This window comes from Comamonas testosteroni (genome assembly GCF_030505195.1).
Taxonomy (GTDB): domain Bacteria; phylum Pseudomonadota; class Gammaproteobacteria; order Burkholderiales; family Burkholderiaceae_C; genus Comamonas; species Comamonas testosteroni_G.
In genome coordinates this window covers 2,347,611-2,367,811 of record NZ_CP129672.1, presented here as the reverse complement: position 1 = coordinate 2,367,811, position 20,201 = coordinate 2,347,611, and the positions used below count along the sequence as shown (strand labels likewise).

Below are 20,201 nucleotides of genomic sequence, written 5' to 3'. Positions count from 1 at the left end.
CGCCTTGCTGCAAAACCTGTGGCAAGGCTTGGAAGGGGCGAACAATTAAAATCACGCTTTATGACTTTTATCGACATGCTGCGCGACGCGTCCACGCGCAATGACTCCATGCTGTGCGTGGGTCTGGACCCTGAACCCAGCCGTTTTCCTGGCGCCATGCAGGGCGATGCGTCCAAGATCTACGACTTCTGCGCAGCCATCGTCGATGCCACCCATGATCTGGTCAACAGCTTCAAGCCCCAGATCGCCTACTTTGCCGCCCATCGCGCCGAAGACCAGCTCGAGAAGCTGATGGAGCACATGCGTCGCGTGGCACCCCATGTGCCCGTCATTTTGGATGCCAAGCGTGGCGATATCGGCTCCACAGCCGAGCAATACGCCAAGGAAGCTTTCGAGCGCTATGGTGCCGATGCCGTGACGCTTTCGCCCTTCATGGGTTTCGACTCCATCACGCCCTATCTCAAGTACGAGGGCAAGGGGGCTTTTTTGTTGTGCCGCACCTCCAACCCCGGCGGTGACGACCTGCAGGCCCAGATCCTGGCCGATGTGCCCGGCAACCCCCATATGTTCGAGCATGTGGCCAAGCTGGCCCAGGGCCCCTGGAACACCAACGGCCAGCTGGGCCTGGTGGTGGGTGCGACCCGTCCCAACGAGATCGAGCGCGTGCGTGCCGTGGCCCCCACCTTGCCGCTGCTGATTCCCGGCGTGGGTGCACAGGGCGGCGATGCCGTGGCGACCGTCAAGGCCGCCCGCATCGGCGGCGGGCCCATCATCATCAACTCCTCGCGCGCCATTCTGTACGCCGGGCAGGGCGATGACTTTGCCAAGGCTGCACGCGAAGCCGCCATCGCTACGCGCGCCACGCTGCAGGCTGCAGCCCAGAGCTGAGCCAGGGTAGGCTCTGGCCATGCAAAGCAAATGGCTGGAAGACTTCCTGCTTCTGGCTCAGGAGCGCAGCTTCACCCGCGCGGCAGAGCTGCGCCATGTCACCCATCCTGCCTTCGGCCGGCGCATTCGTGCGCTGGAGGAATGGGCTGGAACGCCGCTGATCGAAGCAGGTGGCGGGCCGGTCCGTCTCACCCCGGCCGGTGAAGCCTTTCGCGACACCGCCGAGCAGATGGTGCGCACCCTGGCCCAGTCGCATGACGAGCTGCAGGCCGTGGCCGGCCGGCAGGCCCATGTGGTCACGCTGGCCACGGGGCGTACCCTGGCGCGCACCATCGTGGCCGACTGGCTGGCTCGCTACGGCAGCGTGCTGCAGACGGCACAGATGCGCATCGTTACCCGCACACTCGACGAAACCGTGCACATGCTGCAGCGAGGCGAGGTCAGCTTTGCCCTGCTCTATCACCATGCAGCCATTGCCGTGCGGCTGGATGGCCGTCAGTTCAGCTATCTGACGGTGATGAGCGACAAGCTGGTGCCCGTGGCGCGTGCCGATGCCGAAGGCAAGCCCTTGTTTGCACTGGCGCAGGCCCTGCTGCCCGGTGCCAGCCCCGTGCCTTATCTGGCTTTCTCGCACAGCATGGCGCTGGGGCGGCTGGCTGAAGACCATCTGGCCAGCCATCCGTTGTGGCCGCGTCTGCGCCGCTGCATCGAATGCGATTCGGCGGATGCCAATTACGAGTACGTGCTCAAGGGTCTGGGCGTGGCCTGGATGCCCTGGTCCATGGTGCAGCGCGACTGCCAGGACGGTCGTCTGGCGCTGGCCGGGGATGGCAGCCTGGACGTGCATTTCGATGTGCGGCTTTATCGGCCCAAACGCCGCTTGAGCACCGCTGCGGAGCAGTTCTGGACCGATATCACGGGTCGGTAAATGAGCAGTCACTCCTTTTTTGCCTGCGGCCAGACTTGAAGCTGGAAAAACAACAGTGGGTATTGGACTCCTGGCGGTATTGCTCCCTCTCGATGTGCTCAAAAACGCATTGATGTGCTGAAATGGCACGGAAATGTGCCAGATCAGCACCGAAAGGTTTTCTCCGTATTCGGACAATTGCCTCATACAGATTCGGAATAGTTTCATGCAGAACACAAACATTCTCCGCCGTACCGCCATCGCTGCGGGCCTGCTGCTGGGCGCTGCCGCGGCAGTCCCTGCCATCGCCGCCGACAACTATCCCAGCAAGGCCATCACCATGGTCGTGGGCTACCCGGCAGGCGGCAGCACCGACCTCGTCGGTCGTCTGGTGGCCGACGGCCTGGCCAAGCACCTGGGCCAGCCCGTGGTGGTGGAAAACCTGGGCGGTGCCGGTGGCGCCATCGGTGCGCAAAAAGTGGCCAAGGCCCCTGCCGACGGTTACACCATCATGGTGGGTGCCAACAATGAGCTGGCCATTGCCAGGCTCATCAACAAGGCCGTGAAGTACAACATTGGCGACTTCACTCCCATCGGTCTGGTGGGTTCCCAGCCCATGGTGCTGGTCGCATCGCACAAGGCCGGCGTGAAGAACGCGGCCGAGTTCGTGAGCCTGGTGTCCAAGAACCCCGACAAGTTCAGCTACGGCAGCTCCGGCGTGGGCACGGCGCTGCATCTGGCCGGCGAGCTGGTCAAGGAGCAGGGCAAGCTGCAAATGACCCATGTGCCTTACAAGGGCGTGGCTCCGCTGACCACCGACCTGGTGGGCAATAACATCGAGTTCGGCGTGTTCGTGCTGTCCTCGGGCCTGCCCCATATCAAGGCCGGCAAGGTCGTGGCCCTGGGTACGACCGAAGCCAAGCGCTCGGCCATCACCCCCGATATTCCTGCCCTGTCCGAGCTGCCCCAGTTCAAGAACGTGGACATCAACAGCTGGTTTGCACTGATGGCCCCCAAGGGCCTGCCCGCTCCCATCGCCGCCAAGCTCAAGAAGGCGCTGGAAGAAACCATGGCTTCGCCCGAGTTCCGCAAGAAGATGGAAGAGACCGGCAATGTGGTGGCCGATCCCAAGGTGGATGCCGGCAAGTACATCAACACCGAAATTGCCAAGTACGCAAAGATTGTTCAGTTCGCACATATCGAGAACTGATCTTGCTTGGGCTGATGGTGACCTGAGGTCGCCTAGGTTTGAAAACGGCTTGTGCCTCTGGGGCGCAGGCCGTTTTTGCGTTTGGGCTTTTGCGGTGTCGTGCCTGATTTGTTGGTAGGGGCCGGGGCGAACTCCCGGTCTCCGCCCTGAAATAAAGCAAAAATCAGGCTATAGCGCAGTCCCGCAAAGCACAACCAGCTATCAATTCTGAGACGCCAGCTGACAACGCGCAGTCGACACGGCCCCCACATTCACCCTCTGCGCGGCCAGCGCTGCATCCAGCGTTTCGCCGAGCAGCAGATTGCGCGCCAGCAGGCTGTAGCCGGCGGCGCTCTGGATGCCATAGCCGCCCTGGGCGGCAACCCAGAAAAAGCCCGGTAAGGGCGTGGGCGAGGCATCCCAGCCGATCACCAGCTCGCCATCGGCGACAAAACTGCGCAGGCCGGCCCAGGTATGCGAGGGGCGGCGAATTTGCAGCGTGGTGGCTTCCTCGATGTGATAGATGCCGGTCGCAATGTCCAGCTCCTCGGGCACCACATCGTGCGGTGCCACGGGGTCTGCATTGGCCGGCGAGCCCAGCAGTTGGCCGGCGTCGGGCTTGATGTACCAGTTTTCATCGGCGCTGATGATGGCGGGCCAGTGCGTGGCATCCACGCCTTCGGGGGCCGGGAAAGTGAAGGCGCTGCGGCGCTTGGGCGTGATGCCGATGGGAGCGGCGCCCGCCATGGCAGCCACGGCATCCACCCAGGCCCCGGCGGCGTTGACGATGACCTTGGCACGAAGGCTCAGTCCCTGGGGCAGGGCGATATGCCAGCAGTCGTTGACCCGGGTGATGGCCTGGACCTCGGCGTTGCACCACAGGTCGCCGCCGCGCTGGCGCAGGCCGCGGATATAGCCCTGGTGCAGGCCGTGCACATCGATGTCACGCGCACCGGTATCGAGAAAGCCGTCCACCAGCACCTCGGTGTCGAGCACGGGAACCAGGGCCTTGAGCTGTGCGGCGCTCAGGCGCTGGGCATCGGGGGAGTGAACCCGGGCCTCGGCGTAGGCGGCATCCACCAGATCCCTCTGATCGGCCGTGCCCACATAGAGCACGCCGCGCGGCGTGAGGATGGGGGCTTCGGCAAAGCCGGCCGGCGGCGCATCGTAGAAGGCGCGGCTGGCGCGGGTCAGGGCCTGAACCTGGGCGGGACCGTAATGCTCTTCAAACAGCGCGGCCGAGCGGCCGGTGGTGTGATAGCCGGGCTGCGATTCGCGCTCCAGCACCAGCACGGAAGGCGGAGTATCGCCACCCGACTGCGCCAATTGCCAGGCGGTGGATGCACCGGCCATGCCCGCGCCCACGATGACGAAATCCCAGACATCTTTCTGCATTGCTTCTCTCCTCGGTGTAGCCGGTCATGGCCCTGCATGGCTGGCTGAGCTTGGTCAGTCCTGGCCTGTTGTCGATCTGGCTCTGGATTTGGCGGGCGCCTTGTCCAGATAGGGCTTGAGGTAGCGGCCCGTTACGCTGGCCGGGTTGGCCGCAACGTCCTCCGGAGTGCCCTGGGCCACGACCTGGCCGCCGCCCGAGCCGCCCTCGGGGCCCATGTCGATCAGCCAGTCGGCGGTCTTGATGACGTCGAGGTTGTGCTCGATCACGACGATGGTGTTGCCCGCATCGCGCAGCTGGTGCAGCACTTTCAGGAGCAGGGCAATGTCGGCGAAGTGCAGGCCGGTGGTGGGCTCGTCCAGTATGTAGAGGGTGCGGCCCGTGTCGCGCTTGGACAGCTCCTGCGCGAGCTTGACGCGCTGGGCCTCGCCGCCCGACAACGTGGTGGCGCTCTGGCCCAGGCGGATATAGGACAGACCCACGTCCAGCAGGGTCTGCAGCTTGCGCGCAATGCTGGGCACGTCCTTGAAGAAGGCATGAGCGTCTTCGACCGTCATCTCCAGAATCTGTGAGATGTTCCGGCCCTTCCACTGCACTTCCAGCGTCTCGCGGTTGTAGCGCTGGCCGTGGCAGAGGTCGCAGGGCACGTAGACATCGGGCAGAAAATGCATTTCCACCTTGACCACGCCGTCGCCCTGGCAGGCTTCGCAGCGACCGCCCGAGACGTTGAACGAGAAACGCCCGGGGCCGTAGCCGCGCTCCTTGGCGGTATTGGTTTCGGCCATCAGCTCGCGGATCGGCGTGAACAGGCCGGTATAGGTTGCGGGGTTGCTGCGCGGCGTGCGGCCGATGGGGGACTGGTCGACGTTGATGACCTTGTCGAAATAGTCGATGCCCGCGATATCGTCATGCGCCGCCGGCTCGGTGCCTGCGCGGTGTATCTGGCGTGCCGCTTCGGCATACAGCGTGTCGTTGACCAGGGTGGACTTGCCCGAGCCGGAGACGCCGGTCACGCAGGTGAACAGGCCGACGGGGAAGTCCACCGTCACGTTCCTGAGGTTGTGGCCGCGCGCGCCTTGCACGGTCAGCGCCTGCAGGTCGGTGCGCGCCTTGCTCGCGGACTCCCGCTTCTTGGCGGCAGTGACGGGAAAGCGCGATGTACTCTGGACGGCCTCGGCTTCACTTTCCTTGCGCAGCACGGGCAGCCAGGCGGTGCGCTGCCTGGGCACGGGAATGCTCTGTACGCCACTCAGGTAGCGGCCTGTGGGCGAATCGGGGCTGGCCTTGATGTCTTCGTAGCTGCCCTGGGCCATGATGCGACCGCCATGCACGCCGGCGCCTGGGCCCATGTCGATGATCTGGTCGGCCGCCCGCATCATGTCTTCGTCATGCTCGACCACGATCACGCTGTTGCCGATATCGCGCAGGTGCTCAAGTGTCGCAATCAGTTTGTCGTTGTCGCGCTGGTGCAGGCCGATGGAGGGCTCGTCCAGCACATACATCACGCCCGTCAGGCCCGAGCCGATCTGGGAGGCCAGGCGGATGCGCTGGGCTTCGCCGCCCGAGAGCGTGTCGGCGCTGCGATCCAGGCTCAGGTAGGACAGGCCGACATCGTTGAGAAACAGCAGGCGCGAGGCGATCTCGCGCACGATCTTGTCCGCGATCTCGGCCTTGGCTCCGGCCATGCTCAGCTGCTTGAACCAGCCCAGCGCATCGGCCAGCGTGGCATGACTGACTTCATAGATGGAGCGGGCCTGCTCGCCATCGCCCACGCGCACAAAGCGCGCTTCGCGGCGCAGGCGCGTGCCTTCACATTCGGGGCATTTGCGAATGCTGCGCAGCTTGGCCAGATCGTCGCGCACGACCTGCGATTCGGTCTCGCGGAAGCGGCGCTGAATGTTGGGGATGATGCCTTCGAACGGGTGCGACTTGATGAAAGCCTCGCCCTTGCGATCGCCGCTCTCGAAAACATAGTTGAACTCCATGGACTCGTCGCCCGAGCCGAAGAGAATCACGTTGCGCACTTTCTCTGGCAGCTCCTCGAACGCCGTCTCGGTGCTCACGCCATAGTGTTTGGCCACGCTCTCCAGCATGGAGAAGTAGTAATTGTTGCGCTTGTCCCAGCCCCGAATGGCGCCGCTGGCCAGGCTCAGCGACGGGAAGGGCACGACGCGGTCGGGGTCGAAGGCCTCGCTGTTGCCCAGACCGTCGCAGGCCTGACAGGCACCCATGGGCGAGTTGAAGGAGAACAGGCGCGGCTCCAGCTCGGGCAGGGAGTAGTCGCAAAGGGGGCAGGCGAACTTGGCGCTGAACAGATGCTCCTTGCCTCCGTCCATCTCCAGCGCGATGACGCGGCCGCCGGCATCGGCACCGCCGGCGCGCAAGGCGGCCTCGAAGCTCTCGGCCAGGCGCTGCTTGACGTCTTCGCGCACCTTGACGCGGTCTATCACCACATCGATGTTGTGGCGCTCGTTCTTCTCCAGCTTGGGCAGGGACTGGGCGTCGTAGATCTGCCCGTCGACGCGAAAGCGCACATAGCCCTGGGCCTGCAGCTGCACGAAAAGCTCGGCGAACTCGCCCTTTTTCTCGCGTGCCAGGGGGCCGAGGATCATCAGCCTGGTGTCCTCGGGAAGCTGCAGCACGCTGTCCACCATCTGGCTGATGGTCTGGGCCTGCAGCGGCAGATTGTGGTCGGGGCAGAACGGTGTGCCGGCACGGGCGTAGAGCAGGCGCAGATAGTCGTTGATCTCGGTCACCGTGCCCACAGTGGAGCGCGGGTTGTGACTGGTGGCCTTTTGCTCGATGGAAATGGCGGGCGACAGGCCCTCGATCAGATCAACGTCGGGTTTGTCCAGGCGGCCCAGAAACTGGCGTGCATAGGCCGAGAGGCTCTCCACATAGCGGCGCTGGCCTTCGGCGTACAAGGTATCGAAGGCCAGGCTGGACTTGCCCGAGCCCGACAGGCCGGTGATCACCACCAGCTGGTTGCGGGGAATGTCCAGGTCGATGTTCTTGAGGTTGTGCGTGCGTGCGCCGCGAATGGCGATGCGTGTCTGCGCCAGAGAACGGCCTAGGTAGAGGCTGTCATCATGGACTTCAGATGGCGAATCAGGCTTCAGGGACACGGGCGCTCCAGACGGGGGAAAACTCTCCATGATAGTCAGACGGGAATGAGCGTGACTAGGGTCTGTTGAAATTTGGTCGCTGCAACCCAAAGGGAAGGTGCATGGCCGCGACCGCCACTCGTCGTTGCGCTCCTTGTGCGTGTGGCACCCGCACTGCGTCACGCGCCTGGATTGGCAATCGGCCCAATACCTTCGCGACTCCGCGCAAACCTCAATAGACCCTAATGGATCCAGGTTCACGGACAATCTATGGTTTTATTTCCTCTCTTTTGCCCGGCAGTGATTTAGTTAACCTGGGCATAAGACTTTGACTCTTGGCAAAATCTGAGCGTGAAAAAAATCAATACATCCCCCAGCGCGGGCACGCAGGGCACGGACAAATTCTCCACCACCATGACCTCCCAGGAACGCCGCTCCAGCGGCGCCCTGGCGCTGATCTTTGCGCTGCGCATGCTGGGCCTGTTCCTGGTGCTGCCTGTCTTCATGCTGGAGGCGCGCAAATACCCGGGTGGTGACGATCCGGCCATGATCGGCCTGGCCATGGGTCTGTATGGCCTGACCCAGGCCCTGTTTCAGCTGCCCATCGGTCTGGCCTCCGACCGTATCGGCCGCAAGCCGGTCATCGTCGCCGGCCTGCTGGTATTTGCGGCGGGCAGCCTGATTGCGGCCATGGCCGACTCGCTGACCGGCCTGATGGCGGGGCGTGCCATTCAGGGCGCAGGCGCCGTGTCTGCTGCGGTCACGGCCCTGCTGGCCGATCTGACGCGCGATGGCGTGCGTACCAAGGCCATGGCCCTGGTGGGCGGCAGCATCGGTCTGATGTTTGCACTGGCACTGGTGCTGGCACCGCTGCTCAACGCCTGGATCGGGCTGTCCGGCATCTTCGGCCTGACCTGCGCGCTGGCGCTGGCCGGCATTGCCGTGGTTTTGTGGGTGGTGCCGCCCGAGCCCAGGCAGCATGCCAATGCGCCCAAGGGCCGGTTCAGCGAGCTGCTGGGCCAGTCCGATCTGCTGCGCCTGAACTTCGGCGTCTTCATTCTGCATACCGTGCAGATGTCCATGTGGGTTGCCGTGCCGGCCATGCTGGTACAGGCCGGTCTGGCCAAGGAGCAGCATTGGCACATCTATCTGCCGGCCGTGCTGCTGTCCTTTGTGGCCATGGGCCTGCTGTTTTCCATGGAGCGCAAGGGCAGGCTGCGCACCGCCTTGCTGGGGGCCATCGGTCTGGTGCTGGTCGTGCAGATCGGTCTGGGCATGCTGGCCGCCAGCGGCACCATTCCCACGGTCTGGTGCATGGCGCTGCTGATGTTTCTGTTTTTCTGCGGCTTCAATGCTCTTGAAGCCACCCAGCCAAGTCTGGTCTCGCGCATGGCGCCGGCGCCGCTGCGCGGTGCGGCCTTGGGGGCCTACAACACGCTGCAGTCGCTGGGGCTGTTTGCCGGCGGCGCTGTCGGCGGTGCAGTCGCCAAATTTGCCGGCGTGCCGGGCTTGTTCGTCATGACGGCTGTGCTCGTTGCCCTGTGGCTGGTCGTGACCTGGCCGCTGCGTCCGGTGGGGCGTCACTGACTTACAGCAACACCCCCTGAAGCGCTGTGCGCCTAGGCGGCCCCGCCTTCCTCTCTCTACTACGCGGAAGGGGGGACGCAGCCCTCGCAGCGGGGCTGCCCTTGCTCGGCTGCTCGCGCGCAGTGGCCCCTTTCCTGCTGGGGCGCCATGTATCGCCGTGATGGGATATCGGGAAATCCCGAGCTCTTCATGGCTGGCTTGGGGCAAAATACGAGGTTCATTGGTTCGGGACCTTTCCTAATAGCCCGGGCCACTTTTTGAAAAGGTATCTCTATGGCATCCGTCAACAAAGTCATCATCGTCGGCAATCTGGGTCGTGACCCCGAAATGCGCACCTTCCCCAGCGGCGATCAGGTGGCCAATGTGACCATCGCCACCACAGACCGCTGGCGCGACAAGAACACCGGCGAAAACCGCGAAGCCACCGAATGGCACCGCGTCGTCTTCAACGGCAAACTGGCCGAAATTGTGGGTCAGTACCTGCGCAAAGGCAGCCAGGTCTATGTGGAAGGCAGCCTGCGCACCCGCAAGTGGACCGACCAGGCCTCCGGCCAGGAACGCTACGCCACCGAAATCCGTGCCGATGCGATGCAGATGCTGGGCAGCCGCCAAGGCGGCGGTCAGCAGCAAGGCGGCTACGGCAGCGATGATGGCTATGGCGAAAGCAGCTACGAAGCAGCACCCCGCCGTCAGGCTCCTGCACCCATGCAGCAGCAGCGCCCTGCACCGGCACCCATGCAGCAGCGTGCTGCTCCTGCTCCCATGGCTCCTCCTCCCCAGCGCGCAGCTTCGGGGTTTGACGATATGGATGACGACATCCCGTTCTAAATCACGGACAGGTGGCTGCCGCCACTTTGCAAAGATTTGCAAAAAGCCCGCGCTTTCAACGAGCGTGGGCTTTTTCTTATATGGCGACTTGATAGATTACGGGTGCGATTCCAAAGATGCTGCAGGCGAATGGCAGCCAGGTTGAAAATTTCAATCGGTTATCTGGCTTCATCGAATTAGTGAAATAAGATGCTGCATACGAGCGCGTTTCATCCAGTTACGATTGATGATTGAGCGCTGAATCACCCACTCAAGTGGGAGTGGTCCTAGCCAGTGCTGCCAAGCGGGACTTGGCGTTTCCTCAGGAGCTTCGAGCATGCCGACTTTGGTCATCTCAATCGACGGCGCAGTCATCAAGGAAGTACAGCTCACCAAGGAGCGCACGACCGTGGGGCGTCGTCCTTACAACGACATCGTGATCGAGAATCTGGCGGTCAGCGGCGAGCATGCCGTGCTCACCATCTCTGGCGGCAAGGTCAGCATTGAAGACCTGCGCAGCACCAACGGCACCTATGTCAACGGTCGCGCCATCCAGAAGCAGGACCTGCTCAATGGCGACCTGCTGGACATTGGCCGCTACAAGATCCGCTTTCTCGATACCGTGATTGCTGACTCGAATGCCCCGTCGCCTGCCCAGAGCAGCAAAAAGGCGCTGGCGCATATTTCCGAAGAGGCAGACAGCGGTTACGCAAAAGTCGCCAGCCCCTCCGGGTTTGGTGAAATCTCCAGCTTCAGCTCCACCATCCAGGGCTCGCTCGCCGCGCTGCCGCAGCGCCACGCCGTGATTCGCATGCTCACCGGCAGTCTGGCCGGCAGGGAAATACCTCTCTTCAAGGTCGTCACCACTCTGGGCAAGCCTGGTGTAGCCATCGCCTCCATCACCCAAAAACCTCATGGCTTTGTGCTCACCCAACTGGAGGGCGCAAGCGAAGACCTCAAGCTCAATGGTCAGGTCGTGGGCCCTCTGTCTGTGCCGCTGCTCAATGGCGACACGGTGGACCTGGCGGGCAGCACCATGCGCTTCGTCGTGGAGTGACTTGCTGGCTTGACGGGTGTTAAGCGTCTGACAAATTTGTCACCGCTTGCGATTGGATCGCCAAAATTGTTACTCAAACTCGCGTTCGTGTTGCCAAACGTGTCGTCTGTTGCAGGCTCTGCCTCTGTCAAATTGTTGGCATGCAGCTTGCTTGATACGTTGGGTCTCATCCAACTAGGGAGTTTGAAGTGAAGCGTTCCATTCAAAAGGGTTTTACCCTGATCGAACTGATGATCGTTGTGGCGATCATTGGTATTCTGGCTGCCGTGGCTCTGCCTGCTTATCAGGATTACACGGCCAAATCGCAAGTCACTGCCGCCTTGGCAGAAATTACGCCAGCGAAGACAAACATTGAAGCAAAGTATGCTGAAGGCCTGACTACGGCTATTGCTTCTGCAAACGATGCTACAACAGCTCAATCTGTTGGCCTAAGCAGTAATGTCACTTCTCGTTGCAGCGGCATTACTGTTGCCGCTGCTACTGATGGCGCGGCCTCTGTTGCTTGCGCACTCAAGGGTGCTTCTGTATTGGGTACAACACCTACTGTGACATGGACTCGTGCGGCTGATGCTGCTGGTACTGCTGGTGTTTGGACTTGCTCAACAAGTGCGAAGCAAAAATACTCTCCTAAAGAGTGCTCTGGTACAACCTAATTTCATATGAAATGATCAAAAAGGAGCCTTCGGGCTCTTTTTTTATTGGTAGTAGGTGAGGGAGTATTTAATGAATGAAAAATTCATGAAGAATGGATTGTATTTAATATGTCCTATATTGTTTACTCTTTTTTATCTGGTAAATGATACTTTGTTGCCATCGCTTAGTTGGCATGACTCTCAGAGAATTGGTTAGATTGCATTAATAGTATATGCTATTTTTTTTGGTGTTATTTTTAAATTATTTGAGATAAAGGTAGAGCAATTTTACTTTTTACTTGGATTTTTAATATTGGGAGGTATTTCTTCTTTTCAAGCAAATTTGACGATATGGTCATTTACGGAGATGGCCATGCTCCTTGGTTGCTACGGCTTTGGCTTATTCATATGTAAAATATTTTGTTTGAATCAAAATCTTGAAAAAATTTCATTTTTTATATTTTTTGTGACGGCTTCTTCTTTGGTTTTATATTTCATAATTTCTTATATTTCTTCTCTTTTTTTGGGGCTTGGGTTTGATGTGTGGGGGTTTATAAAAGGATTTACGAATCCAAGATTTTTTGGTCAATTTTGTACTTTGATAATTCCCATTATGATTGCCCCAGTTTTGATGAAAAGTAAATGGAATAAAGCTTTTCATACGCTGGTTTGCATGGTTGCATTTATGGCCATTGCATCAGGAACTCGTGGAACTTTTCTTGGAATTGGGGCTGTTGCTGTGCTCTATTATTTTCTGAATTCGGTATGTAGAAAATTCTCATTAACGATAGGGAAAATTTTTCTAACTGCATTTTTTATGCAATTATTTTTTATTGACTTTTTGCCAAAGTATTTAAATATCTTTGTTGAAAACAATGCCTTGGAGAGAAAGGTAATTGGTTTGTCAGCTAGAGATTTTCTTTGGTTGCAAGCGGTGGAGATGATCGCAGATAAACCATTTTTTGGTTTCGGGCCAATGCACTTTGCAAATATTCAAAAAACAATTGCGAGTCATCCGCATCAATTGTTTTTGCAAATTTTCTCAGAATGGGGAATGATTTTCGGATTATTGTTTATTATTGTTTTTATTAAAGTCATCAATCTAATTATAGTGGAAGTAAAATATTCTTATATTAATAATAGTGAAGAATCAAAAATAATATATATTTGTTTGGCTGCATCAATTTTTGCATCTCTAGTGCAGAGTATGGTAGACGGAGTTTTCGTAATGCCGTATACGCAAATATTATTTGTTTATATGGCTGCATGGATTTCATCGATGCATTGTAGGAATATTGAGGTGTTGAATAATAAAATTTTATCCTGGAGAGGGGGAATATTAAGTTTAATACTTATATGTTCCGCATGTATATTGATTTATTCTTTTTTTCCAGGAAGTCATACACATATAGATGCTGAGAGAGATAAATATTTATCTAATTTTGGGTTTTTAAAGCCTCGATTCTGGTTAAACGGTGAAATCTAAATCCATTGCGGTCAATCAGATTTCCCCCCTCGCTTCTCCAGCACCCTAACCCCCTCCATCACCATCCCCTTGTCCACCGCCTTGCACATATCGTAGATGGTCAGCAAGCCGACCTGCACGGCGGTCAGGGCTTCCATTTCCACGCCGGTCTGGCCTTTTAGCTCGACGGTTGCGGTGCAACGGATGGAATTGGATTCGGGCTCCAGCTCGAACTCCACGGCGACGCGGGTCAGGGCCAGGGGGTGGCACAGCGGGATGAGGTCGCTGGTCTTTTTGGCGGCCATGATGGCAGCGATGCGGGCCACGCCCAGCACGTCGCCTTTTTTGGCCGTGCCGGCCTGCACAATGGCCAGGGTCTCGGGCTTCATGGTGATGCGGCCTTCGGCGACGGCGATGCGGTGGGTGCTGGGTTTGGCGCCGACGTCCACCATATGGGCCTGGCCCTGGGCGTCGAAGTGGGTAAGAGAGGACATGGCGGTTCTTTCCGGCAGCAGACGGGTTCGGCTCTGCGGCGCAATCAAGGTTGAGCGGGTGGTGGGTGGCGGCTATACCTGGGCATCACAGGCGGGCATCTCGCCGCATCCCTCAATCAAGGCATCATAGTGGGGTGTTGAATGGTCGGCATATGGAAGATCCGTATGTCGGCAATGCTGTGATTGCCATGCCATTTTTGATGCCAAAACTGCGTACTGTTCATATTCTAAAAGCGCTGACAGCTTCTGTTTTGATAGCTACTCAGGCCGTATCCCCATTGACTTGCTCTGTGCAGGCGGCGGGCTTGCCGACCCTGGGCGACGGTGCATCGTCGCTGACCACGGGTGAGGAGCGGCGCCTGGGCGATTCCATCGTCCGCGAGCTTTACCGCGACCCGGACTATCTGGACGACCCGGTGCTGCAGGAGTATGTGGAAGGTATCTGGCTGCATCTGCAGGATGCGGCGCGCAAGAATGGCGAGCTGTCGCCCGAGCTGGAGGAGCGCTTTGCCTGGACGCTGCTCCTGGGCAAGGATCGCCAGGTCAACGCGTTTGCGCTGCCCGGCGGCTATATGGGCGTCTATCTGGGCCTGATCGGCGTAGTCAGCAGCGGCGATGAGCTGGCCTCGGTCATTGCCCATGAAACCAGCCACATCACCCAGCGCCATATTGCCCGCATGATGGCGCAGCAAGGCAAGCAGACACCGCTGATGCTGGCTTCCATGCTGCTGGGTGCCCTGGCGGCCACGCGCAGCCCCGATGCGGCCATGGCCATCATGATGGGCGGGCCGGCGGCCGTGATGCAGAACCAGCTGAATTTCTCGCGCGCCATGGAGAGCGAGGCGGACCGCATGGGCTACAGCCTGATGTCTCCCGCCGGCTTTGCCCCCCAGGGCTTCGTGAGCATGTTCGGCAAGCTGCAGCAGGCCAGCCGGCTCAATGACAACGGCAGCTGGCCCTATCTGCGCAGCCATCCCTTGACCACCCAGCGTATCGCGGACATGGATTCACGCATTCCGCCCGGCAAGCGCGCGGCCGACCCCGTGCCCACGCTGGAACATGTGATGATGTCGGCCCGTGCGCGCGTGATCTCCAACCCCGGTGTCGAGGTGCGTCGCCAATGGGCCAGGCTGCCGCGTTCCGGCAGTTTCTCCAGCCTGAGCTCGTCCGAGCAGGTCGCTCAGCTCTATGCAGCCACTCTCAGCGCCATGTATCTGCGCGACTGGCCACTGGCGCGCGAGATGGTGCAGCGGCTGCTGGCGGCGACGGCGGGTAATGCGCCAGCGAATATTCAGGCCAGATGGCTGAATGCCGAGCTGGAGTACAAGGCCGACAATCCACAGGCGGCCCTGGCTGCCTTGCCCTTGCAGTCCGGCAATGCGCCCCAGGCGGCACCCAGGGGCACGGCCAGCGGCAATCTGGCCGGGCCGCGCGAGGCCGGGCCCAGCCTGGCCACGATTGATGTAGTGGAGCGGGTTGCGCCGCGCAGGCCCGAGTTGTTGCTCAAGACGGAAATCCTGCTCAGGCTCAATCAGGCAGGCCCCATGGCCAGCCCCTTGCAGACCTGGGTGACGGACCATCCCCGCGATGGCTCGGCTTGGCAGACGCTGGCGCGCGTATGGCGCAGCCAGGGTCAGGAAATGCGTGCCCTGCGGGCCGAAGCCGAGGCCCAGGTGGCGCACTATGACTACGCAGCAGCGGTGGATCGCTTCAAGGCGGCGCAGGATCTGGCCCGCAAGGCCGGTGCCGGTGCCGATTACTTCGAGGCTTCCATCATCGACACGCGCCTGCGTGCTGTCGAAGAGTTACTCCGGGAACAGCTGCGCGACAAGGCGATCAATAAGTAGGCCCAGCACCGAGTAGATCAGCGCACCCAGCATGGCGGCCCAGAAGCCGGTGACATGGAAGCCGCCAAGGATGCCGGAGGCCATCCAGAACATCAGGCCGTTGACCACCAGCAGGAACAGACCCACGGTGATGATGGTCACTGGCAGCGTCAGTATCACCAGGATGGGGCGAATGATGGTGTTGAGCAGGCCGATGACCAGGGCCGCAATCATGGCCGAGCCGAAGCTCTGTACCTGAACGCCGCTGTAGACATAGGCGACTGCGAGAAGAGCCGCCGCGCAAAGAAGCCATTTGACGAGGATTTTCATGCTGGCCAGCATAGCAGCAGGCTGTGTCTGCGGTCATCGCGGCACATCATAAAAAAAGCCTTGCGAGGCTTCGGCCGCGCAAGGCTTTTTCAGAGAGTGCCTGATGCTCTTAAATCGAGAGCGAGTCCTCGATCACAAAGCCCATCATGGCGGCAATCGCCGCCATGGTGCCGGGCAGATTCCAGCGGCCGCCGGTGGCGCCTGTCTTGGCGTTGGCCTTGACGGGGGCGGCTTGCACGACCTCCTGCTTGGGGCGGCGGGCGTCGATGATCTGCGCTGCACCATGTTCCTGCTGCAGCTCGGCGACCAGCTCGGTCAGCGGGCCCTTGGCCAAGACAGGCGTGACCTTGCCGCCGCTCGTCGCCATGACGGGCATCAGCGCCGCAAACAGCTTGTCGGCCCATTTGCCGCGCCAGTTCTCGCGAGCGCGATGGCTGACCCATTTGCTCACACGGTGGGTCATGCGCGGAGCACAGGCCACCAGCAACCAGTGGGAGGAAGCCGCCTGGCTCGATCCCGCCAGTGCCTCGAGCATAGGCTGGGCGTATGTGGCGTCATCCACGTAAACAATGATGGGGTTCAAAGTGCGTCCTAACTGGAACGAAGGTTGAAAAATGCGGCACATCTGTAGGAATGTGCCGACTTGTTTCTATTGTGAGTCGTGAAGGCTGCGGTCAGTTCCCGCATTCCTTCACGAATTGCTGGGTTTTCCAGACTTAGTGGGCTGCAACCGCAGGGCGGCGGCTGGCAATGAACTTGCCAAGGGCCAGAACCAGCAATGCGCCGCCGATATGGGCTGCCCAGTACAGGGTCTTGGAGATCTCGGCCAGACCTTGTGCATCAGTCGTGCCCAGCTTGGGCATCCACAGCCACTTATCGGTGTTCACGAACACGGGGTCGGTCACGAACATGCCGCCCGCAATCCAGCCCAGCAGCATGCCGCCGGCCACGATGATCATGGGGAAGCGCTCCATCAGCTTGATGACCAGCTGCGAGCCCCAGACGATGATGGGCACGGAAATCAGCAGGCCCAGCACGATCAGCAGCATCTGGTGGTCGCCCGAGCTCTGGGCGGCGCCGGCGATGGCGATCACGTTGTCCACGGACATCACCAGGTCGGCCACGATGATGGTCTTGATGGCGGCAAACAGCTTGTCGCTGCCTTGGATGTTGTCGTGACCTTCGTCATCGGGAGCAATCAGCTTGATACCGATCCAGATCAGCAGGACGGCACCCACGACCTTCAGGAATGGCAGCTGCAGCAGCACCATGGCAAAGGCGATCAGGATGATTCGCAGGATGATGGCGCCGGCAGTACCGTAGATGATGCCCTTGCGACGCTGTTCGGGGGGCAGCTTGCGGCAGGCCAGTGCGATCACGACCGCGTTGTCGCCGCCGAGCAGGATGTCGATGATGATGATTTGGCCCAGCGCAATCCAGAAGGGCGTGTGGGTCAGAAAGTCCAGATCCATGTGATTTTTCCTCGTTGTGGAATGCCGCCGGTGCAGTCTGCATAGGTTTAGCACTTGACGCCAGCGGGTGAAGACCAAGGTGACGTAAGTCGAAGCGCAAACCCGCGCGAGGAATCGTGCAGGGGCAGACACTTTGATTGACCGTCATCGGCCTATCAAAGGTCTTGCTCGATTGCAGCTTGGCTGCAAACCGTATGGCCGGAAGCTTGCGCTTCGTATTGACGACCATCCGCTCATGACGCAAAGCATGCGCCCGATAAGCTACTCCCCTTCGAAGCTGCGCATTTCAACACAGCAGGCATGGGATTTCAAGTTTCAAACCCCATCTAGTTCACAGGTTTTATATTGAGTAAACGGCTTGCAGCGCTTTTGCACACAGCATAGGCAGCTACCAAAAACGAAGCAACCTTGCTGAAACAGGTCTCATGGCCGCAGCTTATGATCCCTGCTCCATGACTGCTATCCACATCACCGACATCGAAGCTGCCATCAATTACTGGCGAGGCCGTGCTCCATCGCCCGACGGCGTGCTGCTGGCACCCGAGCTCAAGGCTCTGGCCGAGGTGTATGCGCTGATGATTTATGCCTGCGAGTCGGAGGTGGCGGTGGAGGGCTTCCCGTCACATGCCATGGCTGCCTGGCTGGCCTGGTTCGACACCATGCCCGATACGCCTTGCATTGCCATCTGCTCGACCAGTCAGGGCGACGAGAAATGCAAGGGCTGCGGCCGCAGTTTCGACGAGGTGCAGCACTGGACGGCCATGGAGCCTGCCGATAAGCGGGCCGTATGGCGCCGCATCACGGTCGAGGGCGATTCCTGGCGCTTCACCCGCTATGCGGAACGCGCGGCGGAGCGGCGCGGCCAGAGTTTCTGAAGCTTATTTCCAGCGCGTGGGCTCGACAAACACGGTGCCCAGATTGCTGGACAGTGTGAGCTGGCCTTCCTGAATCGTGGCCTGCAGCTGCATGCTGCGCTCGGCCATCGAACCCAGTTGCTGGGCCACTTCCGAGTCGATGTAATGCACTTCCAGCTTGCTTTGGCGCGCCAGCTTTCCTTCCAGGCCCTTCCACCAGACATGGGAGGCGTGGTTGAAGGGGTAGACCAGCATATGGTCCGACTTGTTGCAGGCTTTGGTGATGGGCTTTTCGTCGGGCTGGCCGACTTCGATCCACAGACGCTTCTGGCCGGTGTAATCGGTGATGTGCACGTCCGGATCGTCGGGGTCGGACAAACCAATGCCAAAGCCCAGCGTGCCATCACCATTGCACAGGTCTTGCAGCTTCCAGGCGTTCAGCGCCAGGGCCACCAGGCGCACCATCATGCGGTCATCGGTTTCGCTGGGGTGGCGCGCCAGTGTCAGATTGTGGTCGGCGTAGTAGTTGTGGTCGATGTCGGCAATCGACAGATTGGCTTTGAAGATGGTGGACTTGATGGCCATAAGAACTTGTTGTTGGTGTGTGTTGGGCTGCTAGATCAAGTCCCAACGCGCACAGTCTTGGAAACTGGCGCGGCGCAATCAGGGGGACACCGAGCAAGGGCCGCCCCGCAGCGAGGGTGTCGTCCCCCTCCTGCATTGCGCAGCAAAGCGAGAGAGGGGGAAGGCGCAAAGCGCCTCAGGGGGAGTTTTGCTTAAACGCGCTTGGCCAGCTCGGCAGCCTTGCCGATGTAGGAGGCGGGCGTCATGGCCAGCAGACGGTCCTTGTCGGCCTGGGGAATTTCCAGGCTGTGGATCAGCTTGTGCAGGTCTTCGGCCAGCACGGTCTTGCCGCGCGTGACTTCCTTGAGCTTTTCGTAAGCGCCTTGCACGCCATAGCGGCGCATCACGGTCTGGATGGGCTCGGCCAGCACTTCCCAGGCGTGGTTCAGGTCGTCCTGCAGGCGCTCTTCGTTGAGCTCGAGCTTGTTCAGGCCGGTCATCAGCGAGGCGTAGGCCAGCGTGGTGTAGCCGAAGGCCACGCCGATGTTGCGCAGCACGGTGGAGTCGGTCAGGTCACGCTGCCAGCGGCTGATGGGCAGCTTCTCGGCCAGGTGCTTGAGCATGGCGTTGGCCATGCCCAGATTGCCTTCGCAGTTCTCGAAGTCGATGGGGTTGACCTTGTGGGGCATGGTGGACGAGCCGATCTCGCCGGCCTTCAGGCGCTGCTTGAAGAAGCCCAGGGAGACATAGCCCCAGATGTCGCGCGACAGGTCGATCAGGATGGTGTTGGTGCGAGCCATGGCATCGAACAGCTCGGCCATGTAGTCATGGGGCTCGATCTGGATGGAGTAGGGCTGGAAGCTGATGCCCAGACCCTTGGGTTCGGCGGATTCCACCACGTTCTGGCTGAAGGCTTCCCAGTCGAACTCGGGCCAGGCCGACAGGTGGGCGTTGTAGTTGCCCACGGCGCCGTTCATCTTGCCCAGGATCTTCACGCCGGCGATGTTGGCAGCGGCCTTTTGCAGGCGCACGACCACATTGGCCAGTTCCTTGCCCACGGTGGTGGGGGAGGCGGTCTGGCCGTGCGTGCGGCTGAGCATGGGCACTTCGGCGTAGAGGTGGGCCATCTCGCGCAGCTTGGCGATGATGCCGTCGATGGCAGGCATCAGCACGGTGTCGCGGCCGACGCGGATCTGCAGGGCGTGGCTGGTGTTGTTGATGTCTTCGCTGGTGCAGGCAAAGTGCACGAACTCGGCCGCCTTTTGCAGCTCGGCGCGACCGTCGAACTTGGACTTGATCCAGTACTCCACGGCCTTCACGTCGTGGTTGGTGGTCTTTTCGATGGCCTTGATGGCGTCTGCATCGGCTTCGGAGAAGTTGGCCACCAGTGCGTGCAGATAGTCACGCGATTCGGCCGACAGCGCGGGGAATTCGGCAAAGCCGGCATCCGACAGGGCGATGAACCAGGTCACCTCGACCTGAACACGGCGGTGCATATAGCCGTATTCGCTCATGATGGGGCGCAGTGCGGACAGCTTGGCGGCGTAGCGGCCGTCCAAGGGAGAGATGGCGGTGAGGGAGGACAGGTTCATGGTGGCGCAATTGTAGGTGCGCGGCATCAGTCGCACGCAG

Annotated in this window: 18 protein-coding genes; 10 read left to right on the top strand and 8 right to left on the bottom strand. The window is 60.1% G+C overall.

Features of this window, described 5'->3' with window-relative positions; all coding sequences use genetic code 11:
• Positions 1 to 60: 60 nt before the first annotated feature.
• The 3 genes from pyrF to QYQ99_RS10775 all read left to right on the top strand — a co-directional run bounded on the left by pyrF (position 61) and on the right by QYQ99_RS10775 (position 3,005).
• Complete coding sequence (gene pyrF, locus QYQ99_RS10785; RefSeq protein WP_302092625.1) at positions 61 to 888, top strand: orotidine-5'-phosphate decarboxylase; 828 nt, start codon at positions 61 to 63, stop codon at positions 886 to 888.
• Between the two features lie 19 nt (positions 889 to 907).
• Positions 908 to 1,816: a LysR family transcriptional regulator gene (locus QYQ99_RS10780; RefSeq protein ID WP_302092624.1), complete on the top strand. Its 909-nt coding sequence runs from the start codon at positions 908 to 910 to the stop codon at positions 1,814 to 1,816.
• 205 nt (positions 1,817 to 2,021) lie between these two features.
• Positions 2,022 to 3,005, top strand: a complete 984-nt coding sequence (locus tag QYQ99_RS10775) for a Bug family tripartite tricarboxylate transporter substrate binding protein (protein ID WP_302092623.1) — start codon at positions 2,022 to 2,024, stop codon at positions 3,003 to 3,005.
• A gap of 201 nt (positions 3,006 to 3,206) precedes the next feature.
• Here QYQ99_RS10775 and QYQ99_RS10770 read toward each other — a convergent pair whose 3' ends face one another.
• Entirely contained in the window at positions 3,207 to 4,379 is a 1,173-nt protein-coding gene (locus QYQ99_RS10770) for an NAD(P)/FAD-dependent oxidoreductase (protein ID WP_302092622.1), read from the bottom strand.
• A 54-nt stretch (positions 4,380 to 4,433) separates the two neighbouring features.
• The gene (gene uvrA, locus QYQ99_RS10765; protein ID WP_302092621.1) at positions 4,434 to 7,502 is read right to left on the bottom strand and encodes an excinuclease ABC subunit UvrA; all 3,069 of its coding nucleotides are present in this window, start codon (positions 7,500 to 7,502) and stop codon (positions 4,434 to 4,436) included.
• 393 nt (positions 7,503 to 7,895) lie between these two features.
• Between uvrA and QYQ99_RS10760 the strand changes: the two genes are divergently transcribed.
• The 5 genes from QYQ99_RS10760 to QYQ99_RS10740 all read left to right on the top strand — a co-directional run bounded on the left by QYQ99_RS10760 (position 7,896) and on the right by QYQ99_RS10740 (position 13,050).
• Complete coding sequence (locus QYQ99_RS10760) at positions 7,896 to 9,068, top strand: MFS transporter (protein WP_302093153.1); 1,173 nt, start codon at positions 7,896 to 7,898, stop codon at positions 9,066 to 9,068.
• Positions 9,069 to 9,341: 273 nt separating this feature from the next.
• Positions 9,342 to 9,896: a single-stranded DNA-binding protein gene (ssb, locus tag QYQ99_RS10755; protein ID WP_302092620.1), complete on the top strand. Its 555-nt coding sequence runs from the start codon at positions 9,342 to 9,344 to the stop codon at positions 9,894 to 9,896.
• A 316-nt stretch (positions 9,897 to 10,212) separates the two neighbouring features.
• On the top strand, positions 10,213 to 10,932 hold the full coding sequence (locus QYQ99_RS10750) for an FHA domain-containing protein (RefSeq protein WP_302092619.1): 720 nt from the start codon (positions 10,213 to 10,215) through the stop codon (positions 10,930 to 10,932).
• A gap of 188 nt (positions 10,933 to 11,120) precedes the next feature.
• Positions 11,121 to 11,585, top strand: coding sequence for a pilin (locus tag QYQ99_RS10745; protein WP_302092618.1), 465 nt, complete (start codon positions 11,121 to 11,123; stop codon positions 11,583 to 11,585).
• A 403-nt stretch (positions 11,586 to 11,988) separates the two neighbouring features.
• Positions 11,989 to 13,050 carry an O-antigen ligase family protein gene (locus QYQ99_RS10740; RefSeq protein WP_302092617.1) on the top strand — a complete coding sequence of 354 codons (1,062 nt, stop codon included), beginning with the start codon at positions 11,989 to 11,991 and terminating at the stop codon, positions 13,048 to 13,050.
• Positions 13,051 to 13,061: 11 nt separating this feature from the next.
• Here QYQ99_RS10740 and moaC read toward each other — a convergent pair whose 3' ends face one another.
• Positions 13,062 to 13,523, bottom strand: coding sequence for a cyclic pyranopterin monophosphate synthase MoaC (gene moaC / locus QYQ99_RS10735; protein WP_302092616.1), 462 nt, complete (start codon positions 13,521 to 13,523; stop codon positions 13,062 to 13,064).
• Between the two features lie 200 nt (positions 13,524 to 13,723).
• Between moaC and QYQ99_RS10730 the strand changes: the two genes are divergently transcribed.
• Entirely contained in the window at positions 13,724 to 15,370 is a 1,647-nt protein-coding gene (locus tag QYQ99_RS10730; protein WP_302092615.1) for a M48 family metalloprotease, read from the top strand.
• Here the strand turns inward: QYQ99_RS10730 and QYQ99_RS10725 are convergent.
• The 3 genes from QYQ99_RS10725 to QYQ99_RS10715 form a co-directional block, all read right to left on the bottom strand.
• Positions 15,329 to 15,679, bottom strand: a complete 351-nt coding sequence (locus QYQ99_RS10725; RefSeq protein WP_034348032.1) for a phage holin family protein — start codon at positions 15,677 to 15,679, stop codon at positions 15,329 to 15,331. The two genes, QYQ99_RS10730 and QYQ99_RS10725, sit on opposite strands and share 42 nt — an antisense overlap.
• 109 nt (positions 15,680 to 15,788) lie before the next feature.
• Positions 15,789 to 16,262 carry a hypothetical protein gene (locus QYQ99_RS10720; protein WP_302092614.1) on the bottom strand — a complete coding sequence of 158 codons (474 nt, stop codon included), beginning with the start codon at positions 16,260 to 16,262 and terminating at the stop codon, positions 15,789 to 15,791.
• A 133-nt stretch (positions 16,263 to 16,395) separates the two neighbouring features.
• A complete protein-coding gene (locus QYQ99_RS10715; RefSeq protein ID WP_302092613.1) occupies positions 16,396 to 17,151 on the bottom strand; it encodes a TerC family protein in 756 nt (251 codons plus the stop codon).
• Positions 17,152 to 17,603: 452 nt separating this feature from the next.
• Between QYQ99_RS10715 and QYQ99_RS10710 the strand changes: the two genes are divergently transcribed.
• Positions 17,604 to 18,026, top strand: coding sequence for a DUF3717 domain-containing protein (locus QYQ99_RS10710; protein ID WP_302092612.1), 423 nt, complete (start codon positions 17,604 to 17,606; stop codon positions 18,024 to 18,026).
• Between the two features lie 3 nt (positions 18,027 to 18,029).
• Here QYQ99_RS10710 and QYQ99_RS10705 read toward each other — a convergent pair whose 3' ends face one another.
• Entirely contained in the window at positions 18,030 to 18,590 is a 561-nt protein-coding gene (locus QYQ99_RS10705; RefSeq protein WP_302092611.1) for a YaeQ family protein, read from the bottom strand.
• A 191-nt stretch (positions 18,591 to 18,781) separates the two neighbouring features.
• A complete protein-coding gene (gene purB, locus QYQ99_RS10700; protein ID WP_302092610.1) occupies positions 18,782 to 20,161 on the bottom strand; it encodes an adenylosuccinate lyase in 1,380 nt (459 codons plus the stop codon).
• Between the last annotated feature and the right edge of the window lie 40 nt (positions 20,162 to 20,201).